Below are 15810 nucleotides of genomic sequence, written 5' to 3' on the forward strand. Positions count from 1 at the left end.
CCTGATCTTTTACATCACTATTTCTTAGCAACGTCCATAAATATCTTCAAAACGAACAATATCATCTTCGCCAAGATAAGAACCTGATTGCACTTCTATAAGTTCTAAAGGTAACTTACCTGGATTTTCAAGTGCGTGTATTTCACCAAGTGGAATATAAGTCGATTGATTTTCGGTGAGTAAGAAGCTTTCTTTGCCCTTATGAATTTTTGCTGTACCGCTAACTACAATCCAATGCTCAGAGCGATGATGATGCATTTGAATTGAAAGTTTTTCGCCTGGTTTAACTGTGATTCTTTTCACTTGGTAACGAGATGAATGATCGATACTGTCGTACTTACCCCAAGGGCGATATACTTCACGATGGTTAAAGTGTTCGGTTCGATTATCCTTTTTTAAGGATTCAACAATTTTCTTAATGTCTTGTACTTTAGATTTATCTGCAACCAATACGGCATCTTTAGTTTCGATAACAATAATATTCTCGACACCAAGTAAACTAACAAGTTTATTGTTGCTATGACAGTAGCTATTTTTACTGTCTATACTAATCACATCACCATGCAAGACATTGCCATGCTCATCTTTATTTTGTATATCCCATAAAGCTGACCAAGAACCGACATCGCTCCAAGCAGCATCTAAAGGAATGACAACAGCATCTTGTGTTTTTTCCATAACAGCATAGTCAATAGAGTCTGAGCGACATGTACTAAAAATTTCTGCATTAATTCGTATAAAATCGAGGTCTAAGGTTGTATCTTTTATACTTCTTGTACATACGTCATAAATATCATGTGCATGTTGATTTAATTGTTCTAGGAATATGTCAGTTTTAAACATGAACATTCCACTATTCCATAAGAATAAGTTACTTTTTAAATATTCTTCTGCTGTTTCTAATTTAGGCTTTTCAACAAATTTTTTAACACTATACCCAGAAAGTATTTCATTACCTTTTTCGATATAGCCATAACCAGTTTCTGCATGTGTAGGGACAATACCAAAAGTAACCAGTTTATTATTGTTAGCAAGTTCTAATGCTTGGTGAATGCCAGTTTCAAATGCAGATTGATTTTGAATGACATGATCGGCAGCGAGTACAAGTAAAATACTCTCCTTATTTTTATGACTTTGATATGCAGCAGCCAAAGCAACAGCAGGGGCAGTATTTTTACCTTCAGGCTCTAAAATAATTTTTGCAGATACGCCAATTTCACGCATTTGTTCTGCTGCAAGAAAGCGGTGTTCTTCATTACAAATAAGAATAGGCTCTTCGCAAGATAAGTTTTTTAGCCGAAGCAAAGTAGATTGGAGAAGCGTATAGCCATCTGGTGAAAGTTTAAGAAATTGTTTAGGGTGTTGCGCTCTAGATAGAGGCCAAAGTCGTGTTCCACTACCGCCAGCCATTATTACAGGAACTATTTTTGCAGTCATTGATTTATATTTCCATTGATTAAAAATAAGTTTTCATTAGTACGCTGTTTTTTGTATAAAGCCACGGAGAATGGTAAGAAAAATTAATTTGATATCTAACCATAAACTCCAACTTTGAATATACTCAAGATCACAATTTACGCGCTGTTGCATTTTATCTAAAGTATCCGTTTCCCCACGCCAGCCTTTCATTTGTGCTAAACCTGTAATACCAGGTTTTACCACGTGGCGTAACATATAGTTTGGTATGCGTGTTTCGTAATATTCGTTATGGCTAATGGCATGTGGTCTTGGACCAACAATAGACATTGTTCCAAATAGAACATTAAAAAACTGAGGGAGTTCATCTAAAGATGTTTTACGGAGAAAGCCACCGACCTTGGTAACACGTTTATCATTTTTAGTTGCTTGAGTCACAGTACCGCCATTTTCCATAACTGACATGCTACGAAATTTCCAGACTTGAATAATTTTTCCATTCAACCCATGGCGATTTTGTTTAAATAATATAGGGCCTGATGATGTCATTTTAATTGCAATTGCAATAATGATAAGAAGTGGAGAAATGAGCAAAATAATAATAAGTGAAATAGAAATATCTTCTGCTCTTTTTATAACTTTATTTAAACCTATAAAAGGCGATCTTAAATTATTTCTTGCCGTATCAGAGGGGCTATGAGTATCTATTATCATACTTTAAACGAATACCGAAATTTTCATAAATTGAATTTAAGCAAGGCTTAAACTGAGTTATTGAGATACTTTAATAGTTACTAGTAAAAGTAACAGAATTATTTAATTAAAAATACCTTATTCTATACTTTTGTGGCAAGAGAAAAGTATATCTTCGTTTAAAAAGATGATTTACATATACATATACTCACCACCTGAAAAATGCTACAATTATTCGCTATCTTTCTTCTTTAGCATTCTATAGTTGAATCTCATGACGACCAATACTCAAATTACCGAAGACCGTATTCTTATATTAGACTTCGGCTCACAATATAGTCAGCTTATCGCACGTCGTGTACGTGATGCTGGTGTTTATTCTGAAATGTATGCTTTTGACATGTCTGAAGAAGACATTCGTGCGTTCAATCCAAATGGTATTATTTTATCGGGTGGACCTGAAAGTGTACATGAAGCAGGCAGTCCGCGCGCACCTGAAATTGTATTTAAGCTTGGTGTACCTGTACTCGGTATTTGCTATGGTTTACAAACAATGTCAGAGCAGTTAGGCGGTAAGGTTGAGGCTGGTACTGTCCATGAGTTTGGTTATGCTGAAGTAGATATTTTAGTGCGTGACCAGCTTATTGGTGACTTACAAGATAATGAGAACCAACTCCATGTTTGGATGAGTCACGGCGATAAAGTCAGTAAAATTCCTGAAGGATTTGCAGTAACTGCAAGCACGCCAAGCTGCCCTTTTGCAATGGTAAGTGATGAAGCACGTCGTTTTTATGGAATCCAATTCCACCCAGAAGTAACACATACTTCTAAAGGCAAAGAAATTCTTTCAAATTTTGTGCACAAAATTTGTGGTTGCCGTAGCCTTTGGACTTCAGAGCACATTATTGACTTACGTATAGAGCAATTGCGTGAGCAAATTGGTAGTGAAAAAGTTCTTCTTGGTTTATCTGGTGGTGTTGACTCGTCTGTAGTTGCTGCATTACTTCATAAAGCCATTGGTGATCAGCTTACATGTGTATTTGTAGATAATGGATTACTTCGTTTAAATGAAGGCGAGCAAGTAATGCAAATGTTTGCAGAAAACATGGGTATTCGTGTTATTCGTGCAGATGCTGAAGAACGTTTCCTTACTGCTTTGGCAGGTGAAGTTGATCCTGAGGCAAAACGTAAGATAATTGGCCGTGAATTCATTGAAGTATTTGCAGAAGAAGCGCGTAAGCTTGATGGCGTAAAATATTTAGCGCAAGGGACAATTTATCCTGATGTGATTGAATCTGCTGCAAGCAAACAAGGTAAAGCACATGTGATTAAATCACATCACAATGTAGGTGGTTTACCTGAAGACCTAGCATTTGATTTGGTTGAACCATTGCGTGACTTATTTAAAGATGAAGTTCGTAAATTGGGTACAACGCTTGGTTTACCTCATAGCATGATTTATCGCCACCCATTCCCTGGACCTGGTTTAGGTGTTCGTATTCTTGGCGAAGTAAAGAAAGAATATGCTGATATTCTTCGTTTAGCAGATGACATCTTTATGCAAGAGCTACGTAATAGTGGTTGGTATGACAAAACAGCACAAGCATTTGCTGTATTCCAACCTGTAAAATCTGTTGGTGTTGTTGGTGATGGTCGCCGTTATGCATGGGTAATAGCTTTGCGTGCTGTTGAAACAGTTGACTTCATGACAGCGCGTTTTGCACATTTACCATATGAACTTGTAGATAAAATCTCAACACGCATTATGAATGAGATTAAAGATGTATCACGCGTGGTTTATGATGTTTCCTCTAAACCACCAGCAACAATTGAATGGGAATAAAATCCTATTTGGTCAAAAAAAGCAGAAGTTTTAAACTTCTGCTTTTTTGTTTTAGAGTAGAACATGCTTAGGTGCTTCTAATCGATTGAGTGCCGTATATATTTCATTCAATTCTTGGCACACAATGAGTTTTGCACGGTGCTGAGGGGGTAGGAAACCTTCTTTGACTGCATGGTCAAGCTGAGAGATAAGCGCATCGTAGTAGCCATTAACATTATAAAGAATCATCGGTTTTTGATGCTGTTCAAGTTGCCCCCATGTTGCAACTTCTAAAATTTCTTCAAAAGTACCAAGTCCGCCGGGAAGAGCAATAAATGCGCTTGCACGATTTGCCATCATTGCTTTGCGTTCATGCATTGTTTCTACAACATGTAACTCTGTCAGCTCGTGATGGGCAACTTCATAATCCAACATAAATTCTGGAATAACACCAACAGTTTCAGCCCCATATTCAACGAAGGTATCTGCTACTTGCCCCATTAATCCGATACTTGCGCCACCGTAGACTAAACCAAAATGATGTTGAGCAAGTCCCTCAGCTAGCTCAATGGCACTTTGTAGATAAATAGGCTTGTTTCCAGCACGAGAGCCACAGTATAAAGCGATCAAAGTTTGGGTTGTTTTTTGTTCTACTTTATTCATTCTACTTTTCACCATATTAGACAATATATCCTCTTTAACATGCTTATTTCATAAGATACAAGTATCTTTTATCATCTTTGATTAAAACGACATGAATGTGACAAAAATAAAGTAAGATATAAAAAATAAGATTATTTGATGGTCTGATTAAAACTTACAGATGCCATCATCGTTAAATCGTAAAAAGTCAGAAAATTTAGTGAATTTAATAAAAATCTTTCCTATACTGAATACCTGTTTAACAACATTTTTATGAATATGGGTTGTCGACGCTCGATAAAACTTTCGCCACAATTTAAAAAGCCTATATATTTACAGTGCTTTATTTTTTCTTATTTTAATCAATACAATAAAATAGACTTAATGCAGGAGTATGGTCAATGATATTTGAATGGATATCTGATCCTTCTGCATGGGTGGGTCTTGCAACTCTTGTTGTCCTTGAAATTGTACTTGGAATTGACAATCTTGTTTTTATTGCAATTTTGGCGGAGAAGTTACCGCCAGAACAACGTAGTAAAGCACGTCTACTTGGGCTAACGCTTGCACTCGGCATGCGAATGATCTTGCTTGCCTCTATCGCATGGGTGGTTACGCTTACACAGCCATTATTTACAATTTTTGGGCAATCTTTTGCTGGGCGAGATCTCATTTTATTATTTGGTGGGGTATTTCTGCTGTTTAAAGGAACTATGGAATTGCATGAACGCCTTGAAGGCAAGATGCAAGTCAAAGAAGATAACCCTGTTCATGCTGCATTTTGGGTAGTGATTGCGCAAATAGTTGTTTTAGATGCTGTATTTTCATTAGATAGCGTGATTACTGCTGTTGGTATGGTAAAGCATTTGCCCGTCATGATGGTTGCGGTTGTAATTGCAGTCGGTATTATGATGTGGGCTTCTAAGCCATTAATGGACTTTATTAATCGTCATCCAACGGTTGTAATGTTGTGTCTTGGCTTTTTAATGATGATTGGTTTCTCGCTTGTTGTAGAAGGTTTTGGGTTTCATATTCCAAAAGGTTATCTATACGCAGCGATTGGATTCTCTGTAATGATTGAATTTTTAAACCAAACCACTCGTCGTAATCAAGAAAAGCTCGTTACCACAACAGATTTACGTTATAAAACAGCTTCTGCTGTTATGCGTATGCTTGGTGGTAAATCAAAAAATAATGGTTCTACTGAAGCTATGGACTCGGAAAGTGATGTACTCGCAACAAGAGCATTGGCTGATGAAATATTTGATGGTGAAAACAGTACTTATCATAGTGTGATGGTGCAGGGTGTTTTAGGTTTGTCTGAGCGACCTGTAAAATCTGTAATGACACCACGCCCAGATATTGATTGGATTGACCTAGACAATACACCCAAAGAACTACAAGAGCGTTTAATGCAAATGACGCACTCAAGGGTGATTTTTGCACATGGTGAGTTAGACAACTTGGCTGGCATTGCTTCAGCACATAAGCTTTTAAATGAATATGTAGATACTAAACAGCTACATGTAGAAAAAAGCTTACGTGAGCCAATGATTGTTCATGAAAATGCGCATGTACTTATGGTTATGGAACAGTTACGTCAAGCACCATTACAAATGGCAATTGTGTTAAATGAATATGGTTCAATTGAAGGCTTGGTAACGCCAATTGATATCTTAGAAGCAATTGCAGGTGAATTTCCAGATGAAGATGAAATGGAAGCAGTTGCAGAAAGCCTTGATGATGGTTCACTGTTGTTAGAGGGATCTACAGATATTCGCCACTTATCTTTATTATTAGGTAAAGACTTAGTTGATGAGAGTGAGGAATACTCGACATTGTCAGGTTATCTGCTATTGCACTTAGGTCGTTTACCTGAAAATGGTGATGTTGTGAAAGCTGATGGGTATCAGTTTGAAATTATTACCATGGATGGGCATAAAATTGAAAAAGTTCATATTGTGTCAATAGAAGAGCAAGACTCGCAACAAAGCTAGTGAGTTTGCAAAAGCATTGAATCACTCTAAAATAGCCCATTTTATATGGGCTGTTTTTATGGGAAATAATCAGACTTGTCCTTGTGGTGGTGAACGTTACCAAGAGTGCTGTTTTCCTTTACACGAAGGAAAGATATATGCAAACAATGCACGGCAGTTAATGCGATCGCGGTACAGCGCATTTGTAAAACATAATGTTGATTATATTGTTAAAACAACTGCAAAGAATCAGCAACATCTCTTAGATGTTTCTGCATTGATGGCTTGGAGTAAGACGACTGACTGGCAGGGGTTAGAGATTTTAAGCGATCAAGATAACCTTGATAAAAATCATGCAAGTGTAGAGTTCAAAGCATATTATTTGGTAGATGGCAAAACATATGCACATCATGAGAACTCTTTTTTTGTAAAACATTTAGATAAATGGTACTTTCTAGATCCAACATTAGAAGAAAAATATACGATGAAGCAACCATGTGTTTGTGGGTCGAATAAGAAATTTAAGCTTTGTTGTGCCCAATATATATGAAGCTAAAATATTTCATGAAAAAAAGATTAAAATTCATTATTCTGTAAACCAATAATGCTCCATATAAGGAATAAGGTGTGTTGCTTCTTACTATTATTTATATTATTGCAATTACTGCTGAAGCTATGACTGGAGCACTTTCTGCAGGACGCAGGAGTATGGACTGGTTTGGTGTGATTCTTATTGCTTGTGTAACGGCATTAGGTGGTGGTTCTGTCAGAGATGTTTTATTGGGGCATTATCCACTCGGTTGGGTGAAGCACCCTGAATATCTTGTACTCACTTGCTGTGCAGCATTATTCACAATTTTTATTGCAAATTGGATGAAGCATTTACGCTCTATTTTTTTGCTTTTAGATGCTCTCGGTTTAATCTGTTTTACAATTATTGGTTGTCAGATTGCAATTCAAATGGGGCATGGTTTTGTAGTTTCTGCTGTAGCAGGAATTATGACAGGTGTATCTGGTGGGATTCTAAGAGATATTTTATGTAACGATGTGCCTTTAGTCTTTCGCCGTGAGTTATATGCCAGTATTTCATTTGTATCTGTTATTTGCTATTGGTTATGTATGCATTTTGGTTTAGTGCTTGAATGGACAGTAGTGACAACGCTAGTTTTTGGTTTTGGTTTGCGTGTCATTGCCATTTATTTTGGTCTAGAAATGCCAAAATTTATTTATCAGGACGATGATGATCAATCAGCATCTTCTAAAGATATTTGAATAAAGCCTTATAGTTTTGTATCTAAAACTAAAACTGTTTCTATGATTGAATTATAATCACTTCATCATAGAGTAAAAAAGAACGGTATGGATACTCAAATAGCATCGAATACGTCGAAATATGAATTAAATAAAAAAATTCTCGCTGTTGTTATATTTACTTTTTTTACTTATTTATCTATTGGTTTGCCGCTTGCGATTTTACCTCAACTTGTCAGCCAGCAACTGCAATATAGTTCATTTATTGCAGGCGGTATCATTAGTATTCAATATTTAGCAACATTATTAACACGACCAAAAGCAGGACAACTGGCAGATATGTTGGGTGCGCGTAAAGTTGTGCTTATTGGGTTAAGTTGTTGCGGTATGAGTGGCATTTTTTCTATTTTTGCAGTTTTTTGCTTGGATAAACCCGCTTTAAGTTTAATTTTGTTTGCACTTGGACGCTTATGTTTAGGTGCAGGAGAAAGTTTTGGTAGTACAGGTTCAACGTTATGGGGAATGAATCTTGTAGATCGTACGGAAACAGCACGTGTCATTTCTTGGAATGGCGTGGCAACTTATTCAGCGATGGCTTTTGGTGCACCTCTTGGCGTGTATTTAAATAATCATTTTTCTACATATGCTTTTGCAATAGCGACTTTAGTTTTGGCAGTTACAGGTTTTATTTTGGCATACCGTAAGCCAACAATTCGTGTAAAGGTAGATACAAAAATTGCTTTTTTAAAAGTAGCTTCAAAAGTATGGGTTTTTGGCGCAGCACTGGCTTTAGGAACAGTAGGTTTTGGCGTAATTTCTACATTTATTACTTTATATTTTCATGAGAAAGGCTGGCCAAATGCTGCCTATGCTTTAAGTGTATTTAGTATTGGCTTTGTATTTATCCGACTTATTTTAGGAAAAATGATTCCTAAGTTTGGTGGTATTAAAGTGTCCTTATTTTCATTCATTATAGAGGCATTAGGGTTACTTCTTATTTGGGGAAGTACGCATATTGGTTTGGCTTATGTGGGTGCTTTCCTTGTTGGTGCGGGTTTTTCTTTAGTATTTCCTGCACTTGGTGTAGAAGCAGTTAAACAAGTAGAAACAAAAAATAGGGGGTCTGCGCTTGGTGTCTATAATGCATTCTTAGATATTGCACTTATGTTTATTGGGCCACTTGCAGGACTGCTTATTCCTCTTATTGGTATGCAAAATTTATATGGTGTTGCTGGTGTTATTACAGTCTTTGCAGTAATTTTGATGTATTTCTTAAATAAGAATGCGCAAAACCCAAGTTGATGTATATGGAATGTCAGTGTGTTATCAATAAATCAGCGAAAACTATACAAACACTTGTTCTTATGTGATGCACAGACTAGCATAGGCGACAGATAACAAATAACGAATTGGCCGTTTATATTTATGTCTAGTCTGACTCATCATGCAACTGAAAACCGTTCTGTTGCAGAATTTACTGAACAAGCATATCTTAACTATGCAATGTACGTCATTATGGATCGTGCATTACCTCATATTAGTGATGGTTTAAAACCTGTACAGCGTCGTATTGTCTATGCAATGAGTGAGCTGGGCTTAAAGCATAGCGGAAAGCCTAAAAAATCTGCACGTACTGTGGGTGATGTTTTAGGTAAATACCACCCACATGGTGATTCGGCATGTTATGAAGCAATGGTGTTAATGGCACAGCCATTTAGCTATCGCTATCGTTTTATTGAAGGACAAGGGAATTGGGGGTCACCCGATGATCCAAAATCTTTTGCAGCCATGCGTTATACAGAAGCTAAACTTTCACAGTTTAGTGAGTTATTACTCTCGGAGCTTGGACAAGGTACTTGTGATTGGCAAGATAACTTTGATGGTTCATTAAAAGAACCAATTAATTTACCTGCCCGTGTTCCTAATATTCTTTTAAATGGTACAACTGGTATTGCTGTGGGGATGGCAACGGACATTCCTCCTCATAATTTACGTGAAGTCATTAAAGGAACGATTGCTTTAATTCGTAATCCACAATTAACCGACCAAAAAGTTGCCGAATATATTCCGGGGCCTGATTTACCAACCAAAGCGGAAATTATTACTTCACCTGAAGATTTGTTAAAAATACAAATGACAGGGCGAGGAAGTTACCGTGTTCGTGCACTTTATAGTGTTGAAAAAAATGAAATTATTATTCATGAACTGCCATTTCAGGTGTCAGGTTCTAAAGTAATTACACAAATTGCAGACCAAATGCAGGCGAAGAAACTGCCTTTGGTTTCAGATATTCGTGATGAATCTGATCATAAAAATCCAACGCGACTCGTCATTGTTTTACGCTCGAACCGTGTAGATGCTGCGATGGTAATGAGCCATTTGTTTGCAACTACAGATTTAGAAAGTAGTTATCGTGTCAATTTAAATATGATTGGTGCAGATGGTAAACCGCAGGTAAAATCTATTCGTCAAATTCTTTTAGAATGGATTTCTATTCGTAAGAATACAGTGACGCGCCGTTTAAAGTATCATTTAAATAAAATAGAAAAACGACTGCATATATTGTCAGGTCTGCTCATTGCATATCTAGATATTGATACAGTGATTCAGATTATTCGTGAAGAAGATGATCCTAAATCTGTTTTGATGGAAAAGTTTGCGATTGATGAGATTCAAGCAGAGGCAATTTTAGAGCTGAAACTTCGTCATTTAGCTAAGCTACAAGAAATGGAAATTCGTAAAGAGCAAGATGAGTTATCTGCACGCGCAGCCATTATTCGAGAGCAGTTAGAAAATCCTGAGTCGTTAAAAGCATTGATTATTGATGAGTTGAAGTCTGATGCTAAAAGGTTTGGTGATGATCGTCGTTCACAAATTGTATCGCGTGATGATGCAGTACAAATTAAAGAGCAAGATCTTGTACCTGCGGAACCTGTTACTGTAGTTTTATCTCAAGCGGGTTGGGTGCGTGCAGCAAAAGGTGCTGATGTTGATGCAGAAAAACTGAATTATCGTGCAGGTGATCAATATTTAAGTCATGCTGTAGGTAAGACGAATCAGCGTGTATATATATTAGATGAGACAGGACGAAGTTATGCATTAGCAATTTCTACACTGCCTTCTGCAAGAGGCTTGGGCGAACCTTTAAGCTCTCGTTTATCTCCTGTAAGTGGTGTGAACTTTATTCAACTTCATATTGCTGATGATAAGCAAGAAATAATAGTGGCAAGCTCGGCAGGTTTTGGTTTTAAAACGGTGGCGCAGTCTTTAGATACCAATGCTAAAGCAGGTAAGGCATTTTTGACATTGCCTGAAGGCGCGCAAGCATTACCATTATTACCAATAAGAGCGCATACACATCTTGCAATTCTTACCTCGGCAGGTCGCTTGCTCGTAATGGAATTGGCAGAATTGCCAATATTAAACAAAGGTAAAGGAAATAAATTAGTACAATTGGATAAAGCAGAGTCATTACTTGCCATTGAACCACTTCAGTTAACAGATATCTTAGAAGTCACAGCAGGACAGCAAAAGCTGAAGCTGAAAGGGGATGACTTGGCTAAGTATATTGGCAAGCGTGCAAGTAAGGGACAGGTATTACCTCGTGGTTATCAAAAAGCATATAAACTTGAAGTTTATACATAATTTTGATTATAGCGAGATAGCGTGTTATGAAAATTAGTTCTGTTGGTAAACTTTGAAGTGAGCCAACTTACAATCATGCTTATAATGAATAAATTCTTAAACTGGAGTTAGCTGGCATTATGGAAAAGATATGGTTTGATGAGTACAAGCGAACAGGTATTCAAAACGAGATCAAGCTGCCACCTGAAAACACTTCTTTAATTGATCTATTTGAAGAAAGTTTTCAAAAATTTGGCTCGCGTGATGCCTTTATCTTTATGGATAAAAAGCTGACTTATACAGATCTTGAGTTAGAAAGCCGAAAGTTTGCCTGCTATTTACAAAGCTTAGGTCTTAAAAAAGGCACGCGTGTTGCAGTGATGATGCCGAACGTATTGCAATATCCAGTTGCCAGTTTAGGAATATTGCGAGCGGGTTGTATTTTGGTGAATGTAAATCCGTTATATACCGCAAGAGAGCTTGAGCATCAGTTAAATGATGCAGGCGTAGAAACACTTATTATTCTTGAAAACTTTGCTTCAGTTTATGAAAAAATAATTGGAAAAACGCCTGTAAAACATGTCGTAGTTGCTTCAGTTGGCGATATGCTTGGTATGGTAAAAGGAGCTGTCGTCAATTTTGTTTTACGTACGGTACGTAAACAAATACCTAAATGGCATATTCCTGGTCATATCTCATTTAATACGGCATTAAGTCAGGTAAACCCAAACCAATATAAACGTCCTTCTTTAAGTTTAGATGATACGTTTATTTTGCAGTATACAGGCGGAACAACAGGTATCTCGAAAGGTGCAGAACTGACTCACCGAAATCTAGCAGCAAATATGCTTCAAATTAAAAACTTATTTGAAAGTAAGTTTCGTACAATTAAAAATCCTGAATATCGCTTTTTAGCTGCATTGCCTTTGTATCATATTTTTGCATTTACCATCTGTGAACTTTATGGGTTGTGTCAAGGGGCAACAAATCTACTTATTCCAAACCCAAGAGATTTGCCAGCATTAGTGAAAGAAATTGCTAAATTTAAACCGACGGTTTTTCCAGCAGTAAATACTTTATTTAATGCACTTGTACATAATGAGACATTTAAGCAACTTGATCATAGTCAAATGCAAATAGCAGTTGGTGGAGGTATGTCTGTTTTACCATCTACAGCAGAGGCATGGAAAAAATATACGGGAATGATTATTCATGAAGGTTACGGCCTGTCTGAAACTTCTCCAGCAGTTGTATTTAATCCACCTGTATCTGAAGAGTTTACAGGGACAATAGGTATTCCTTTACCATCAACAGATATTGCAATTTTAGATGATGATGGTAATGAAGTTCCTTTGGGTGAGCAGGGTGAAATCTGTATTCGTGGTCCACAAGTCATGAAAGGTTATTGGAATCGTCCTGATGAAACAGAAAAAGTTATGACAAAAGATGGTTTCTTTCGTTCGGGTGATATTGGAATTATGGATGAGCGAGGCTATATTAAGATTGTAGATCGTAAAAAAGACATGATTTTAGTATCAGGATTTAATGTTTATCCAAATGAAATTGAAGAAGTTATTGCTCAGCATCCTAAGGTTTTAGAAGTGGCTGCTGTAGGTGTACCTGACGAACGTTCAGGAGAAGCACCTAAGCTTTTTGTTGTAAAGAAAGATAAATCATTAACAACAGAAGAGCTATTGGCTTATGCAAAGGCAAATTTGACAGGTTATAAACGTCCACGTTTTGTTGAATTTATGGATGAATTACCAAAATCGAATGTTGGGAAAATTTTACGTAAGGACTTGCGTAAGCAAGGGTAGGGAAGAAAAAAGACCGATTTATCGGTCTTTTTTTATAAGGCTTTGTTGCATGATCTGGTCTAGATATGGGCGAGCTACATGAAAAATAATAGTAAACACAAGCATGGTAAGTGCTTGTATTTTTAACTTGCTTAGAACAAGCGTACCATAACAAAAATAATTATCTATACCACAGTAAATGATGATAATAGCGAGCCATAATGTAATAGACCAACGCTGAATACCAACGGCAATAAATGCGAGTGTAAGTACTATAATTGTTCCTAATGTAGAAAACCATGTCCAGTTTGCACACATTATGCTAATCAGAAATGCAATAACAGGTAGAACAATCATTAAAATACGGTCAAGCTTTTTTTTAGCAACTTGATGTTGATCAAGAGCATTTAATAATTCTTGTTGGTCAGGTTGTGGCATGTATTTCTCATAAAACAAAGTGAACGGATACTATGTTACTTGAGATTTTAAATTTTTGTTAAATTTGTCTCTATTTTTAGCGTGTCCATAGATTTCCTCTAATCGGTTTAGACAAAATTGCTAAAATAAAAACAAAAGATACTTCTATAGAGAAGGACCAGTAAATGTGTCCTAAAATTTCACTTATGAATTCATAACTATTTAAATTCCAGAGCCATCCTTTAATATTTGAATCATATACAGGATATCTGAATCCTAAAGCTGGTATTAAAAAGCCATGCATGACTACAGTAATGACTATACCGTATAAGGTGCCATACCAAGTGCGAATTTTAGGAAAGTATGCAGAGATAAAAATGTAAACAAAAGCAAAGATAAAACTGAATATCCAATGATAAAGAGTAACAGCACCACTTACGGTTGTACCTTGATAAACATAGTCTAGACTATGTGCATCTATGCCAAATGGTTTAAGCCATGAATTGATATGAGCAGCAGGTGGTGAAATTTCACCAGCAACTCGTGGAGGCATATTGACTTCAGAGCCCCACTTTACAAGTGAGCTAATAAATCCTGCAACTAATGTTCCTAACATTAGAATTTTTAAATTTAGCTTATTCCATAACATAGATTTTTCTTTTTTTATTGGTATGTATTGATCATAGCTGACATATATAAGCTAGTAAAATAGTTTCCTGTATGATTTATTGTGATATAGATTAAAGTTTAAGAGGGTATTTTATGCAAAGCATAAGTGGCATAGTTTATTTGATTCTAAGTGCATGTTTGTTACCTTATGTATTTGCAATGATTGCAAAAGTTGTAGGTGGTTTTACATTAAAAGATAATCAAAATCCACGTCAGTTTTTATCTAACACAAATGGTTTAGCTGCAAGAGCAAATGCAGTCCAACAAAATAGTGATGTGTGCTGAATTATCAGGAGACTTTCACTTGGGAGATTTTAGGCAGCCAACTTGCAAAAGTCCTCTGCCATTTGATTTGGTGTCTTAAAATCCAAACCTTTTTGAATTCTTCGTTGATTATAAAATAACTCTATGTATTTTGTAATCTCCGCTTTGGCTTCTTCCCTCGTTTTATAGCTATGATGATGCACCAATTCGTTTTTGAGTATGCCCCAGAAGCTTTCAATCGGTGCATTATCGTAACAATCGCCACGCTTGCTCATTGAACCCTGAAAGCCACATTTTTCAAGTAAGTTTCGATATTCATGACCGCAATATTGGCTGCCTCTGTCTGAATGCACAATGAGGTCCTTAGTTGGTTTTTGATTGCGAATAGCCATATTCAATGCATCACAAACAAGCTTGGCTGTCATACGCTCATTTAAGCTGTAGCCAACCACTTGTTTCGTGTAAAGGTCTTTTACAGCTGCTAAGTACAACCAGCCTTCAGTTGTCCATATATACGTAATATCACTCGACCACGCTTGATTTGGTTTAATCATTGAGAATTGTTGTTCAAGCAAATTTGGATAGATCGCTCGGTTATGGTCACTGTTCGTTGTTCTTTTGAAACGCTTGTGGCGCTTACAATACAGCTGATTTAACTTTTTTATCTGACGAACGGCATAGGCACTAATTTTTACGCCCTGAGCCTGTAAATGCTTGGTTAAACGAATATAGCCATAGCTCTGTTTCGTTTCCTCATGTGCTATTTTGACCAAAATTGCTTGTTGATTTCGCTGAATTGATTGTTTACTCACACCTTGTTTTAGCCAATCATAAAAGCATGAAACTGATACGTGAAGTAAGCGAGCCATCAAAATAATAGGAAATAAGTGTCTTTGCGATTTCATATAGGCGTACCTTACTGACTTTCTTTGGCAAAGTACGCTGCTGCCTTTTTTAGAAATTCACGTTCCATTTCGGCTGTTTTAAGCTGCTGTTTAAGTTTTTTATTTTCTTCGAGTAAAGCATTTAGATCAGGTGAATACTGTTTTGTACCGGCTAAAGTCCCTGCCTTTGCCTTTGTATTCCAGTTCGAAAGGGTTTGCATGGAAATGCCGAGTTCTCTAGCTGTTTGGGATACATTGCCTTGATTGGCTTCTATTGCTTTGATCGCTTCAGCTTTAAATTCTGCCGTATACGTCTTGTGTTTCTTGCTCATGGTAAACTCCTGATGAGTATGTAT

The 15810-nt window shown here is 36.7% G+C and carries 13 protein-coding genes and 1 pseudogene; 8 read left to right on the forward strand and 6 right to left on the reverse strand.

The window, feature by feature from the left end; genetic code table 11:
- Window positions 1–24: 24 nt before the first annotated feature.
- Both AC1MPL_RS03075 and AC1MPL_RS03080 read right to left on the reverse strand, forming a co-directional pair.
- A complete protein-coding gene (locus AC1MPL_RS03075) occupies window positions 25–1437 on the reverse strand; it encodes a mannose-1-phosphate guanylyltransferase/mannose-6-phosphate isomerase (protein WP_479764147.1) in 1413 nt (470 codons plus the stop codon).
- A gap of 36 nt (window positions 1438–1473) precedes the next feature.
- The gene (locus AC1MPL_RS03080; RefSeq protein ID WP_479764149.1) at window positions 1474–2130 is read right to left on the reverse strand and encodes an exopolysaccharide biosynthesis polyprenyl glycosylphosphotransferase; all 657 of its coding nucleotides are present in this window, start codon (window positions 2128–2130) and stop codon (window positions 1474–1476) included.
- 253 nt (window positions 2131–2383) lie between these two features.
- On the opposite strand from AC1MPL_RS03080, the gene guaA reads away from it, so the two are divergent.
- A complete protein-coding gene (gene guaA / locus AC1MPL_RS03085) occupies window positions 2384–3952 on the forward strand; it encodes a glutamine-hydrolyzing GMP synthase (protein WP_479764151.1) in 1569 nt (522 codons plus the stop codon).
- 51 nt (window positions 3953–4003) lie between these two features.
- Here guaA and AC1MPL_RS03090 read toward each other — a convergent pair whose 3' ends face one another.
- Window positions 4004–4594 carry an LOG family protein gene (locus AC1MPL_RS03090; protein WP_479764153.1) on the reverse strand — a complete coding sequence of 197 codons (591 nt, stop codon included), beginning with the start codon at window positions 4592–4594 and terminating at the stop codon, window positions 4004–4006.
- Window positions 4595–4974: 380 nt separating this feature from the next.
- Between AC1MPL_RS03090 and AC1MPL_RS03095 the strand changes: the two genes are divergently transcribed.
- The 6 genes from AC1MPL_RS03095 to AC1MPL_RS03120 all read left to right on the forward strand — a co-directional run bounded on the left by AC1MPL_RS03095 (window position 4975) and on the right by AC1MPL_RS03120 (window position 13241).
- On the forward strand, window positions 4975–6570 hold the full coding sequence (locus AC1MPL_RS03095) for a TerC family protein (RefSeq protein WP_479764155.1): 1596 nt from the start codon (window positions 4975–4977) through the stop codon (window positions 6568–6570).
- 58 nt (window positions 6571–6628) lie between these two features.
- Complete coding sequence (locus AC1MPL_RS03100) at window positions 6629–7099, forward strand: YchJ family protein (RefSeq protein WP_479764157.1); 471 nt, start codon at window positions 6629–6631, stop codon at window positions 7097–7099.
- A gap of 80 nt (window positions 7100–7179) precedes the next feature.
- Entirely contained in the window at window positions 7180–7821 is a 642-nt protein-coding gene (locus AC1MPL_RS03105; protein WP_479766141.1) for a trimeric intracellular cation channel family protein, read from the forward strand.
- 87 nt (window positions 7822–7908) lie between these two features.
- Complete coding sequence (locus AC1MPL_RS03110; protein WP_479764159.1) at window positions 7909–9102, forward strand: MFS transporter; 1194 nt, start codon at window positions 7909–7911, stop codon at window positions 9100–9102.
- Between the two features lie 123 nt (window positions 9103–9225).
- Entirely contained in the window at window positions 9226–11445 is a 2220-nt protein-coding gene (gene parC / locus AC1MPL_RS03115; RefSeq protein WP_479764161.1) for a DNA topoisomerase IV subunit A, read from the forward strand.
- Window positions 11446–11564: 119 nt separating this feature from the next.
- The gene (locus tag AC1MPL_RS03120; RefSeq protein ID WP_479764163.1) at window positions 11565–13241 is read left to right on the forward strand and encodes an AMP-binding protein; all 1677 of its coding nucleotides are present in this window, start codon (window positions 11565–11567) and stop codon (window positions 13239–13241) included.
- Window positions 13242–13259: 18 nt separating this feature from the next.
- Here AC1MPL_RS03120 and AC1MPL_RS03125 read toward each other — a convergent pair whose 3' ends face one another.
- Together AC1MPL_RS03125 and AC1MPL_RS03130 are read right to left on the reverse strand one after the other, a co-directional pair.
- Complete coding sequence (locus AC1MPL_RS03125) at window positions 13260–13658, reverse strand: hypothetical protein (RefSeq protein WP_479764165.1); 399 nt, start codon at window positions 13656–13658, stop codon at window positions 13260–13262.
- Window positions 13659–13734: 76 nt separating this feature from the next.
- Window positions 13735–14286, reverse strand: a complete 552-nt coding sequence (locus tag AC1MPL_RS03130; protein WP_479764167.1) for a DUF1440 domain-containing protein — start codon at window positions 14284–14286, stop codon at window positions 13735–13737.
- Between the two features lie 113 nt (window positions 14287–14399).
- Between AC1MPL_RS03130 and AC1MPL_RS03135 the strand changes: the two are divergent.
- Window positions 14400–14579 (forward strand): annotated as a pseudogene (locus tag AC1MPL_RS03135) (MAPEG family protein); the annotation flags it as partial.
- A gap of 41 nt (window positions 14580–14620) precedes the next feature.
- On the opposite strand, the gene AC1MPL_RS03140 reads toward AC1MPL_RS03135, so the two are convergent.
- Window positions 14621–15786 (reverse strand): IS3 family transposase gene (locus tag AC1MPL_RS03140; RefSeq protein WP_479764079.1). Its coding sequence is split into 2 segments (ribosomal slippage): window positions 14621–15528 and window positions 15528–15786, totalling 1167 coding nucleotides; the frame shifts between segments, so codons are not numbered across the junction.
- Between the last annotated feature and the right edge of the window lie 24 nt (window positions 15787–15810).

The sequence above is a fragment of the Acinetobacter sp. N1-1 genome (assembly GCF_056711485.1).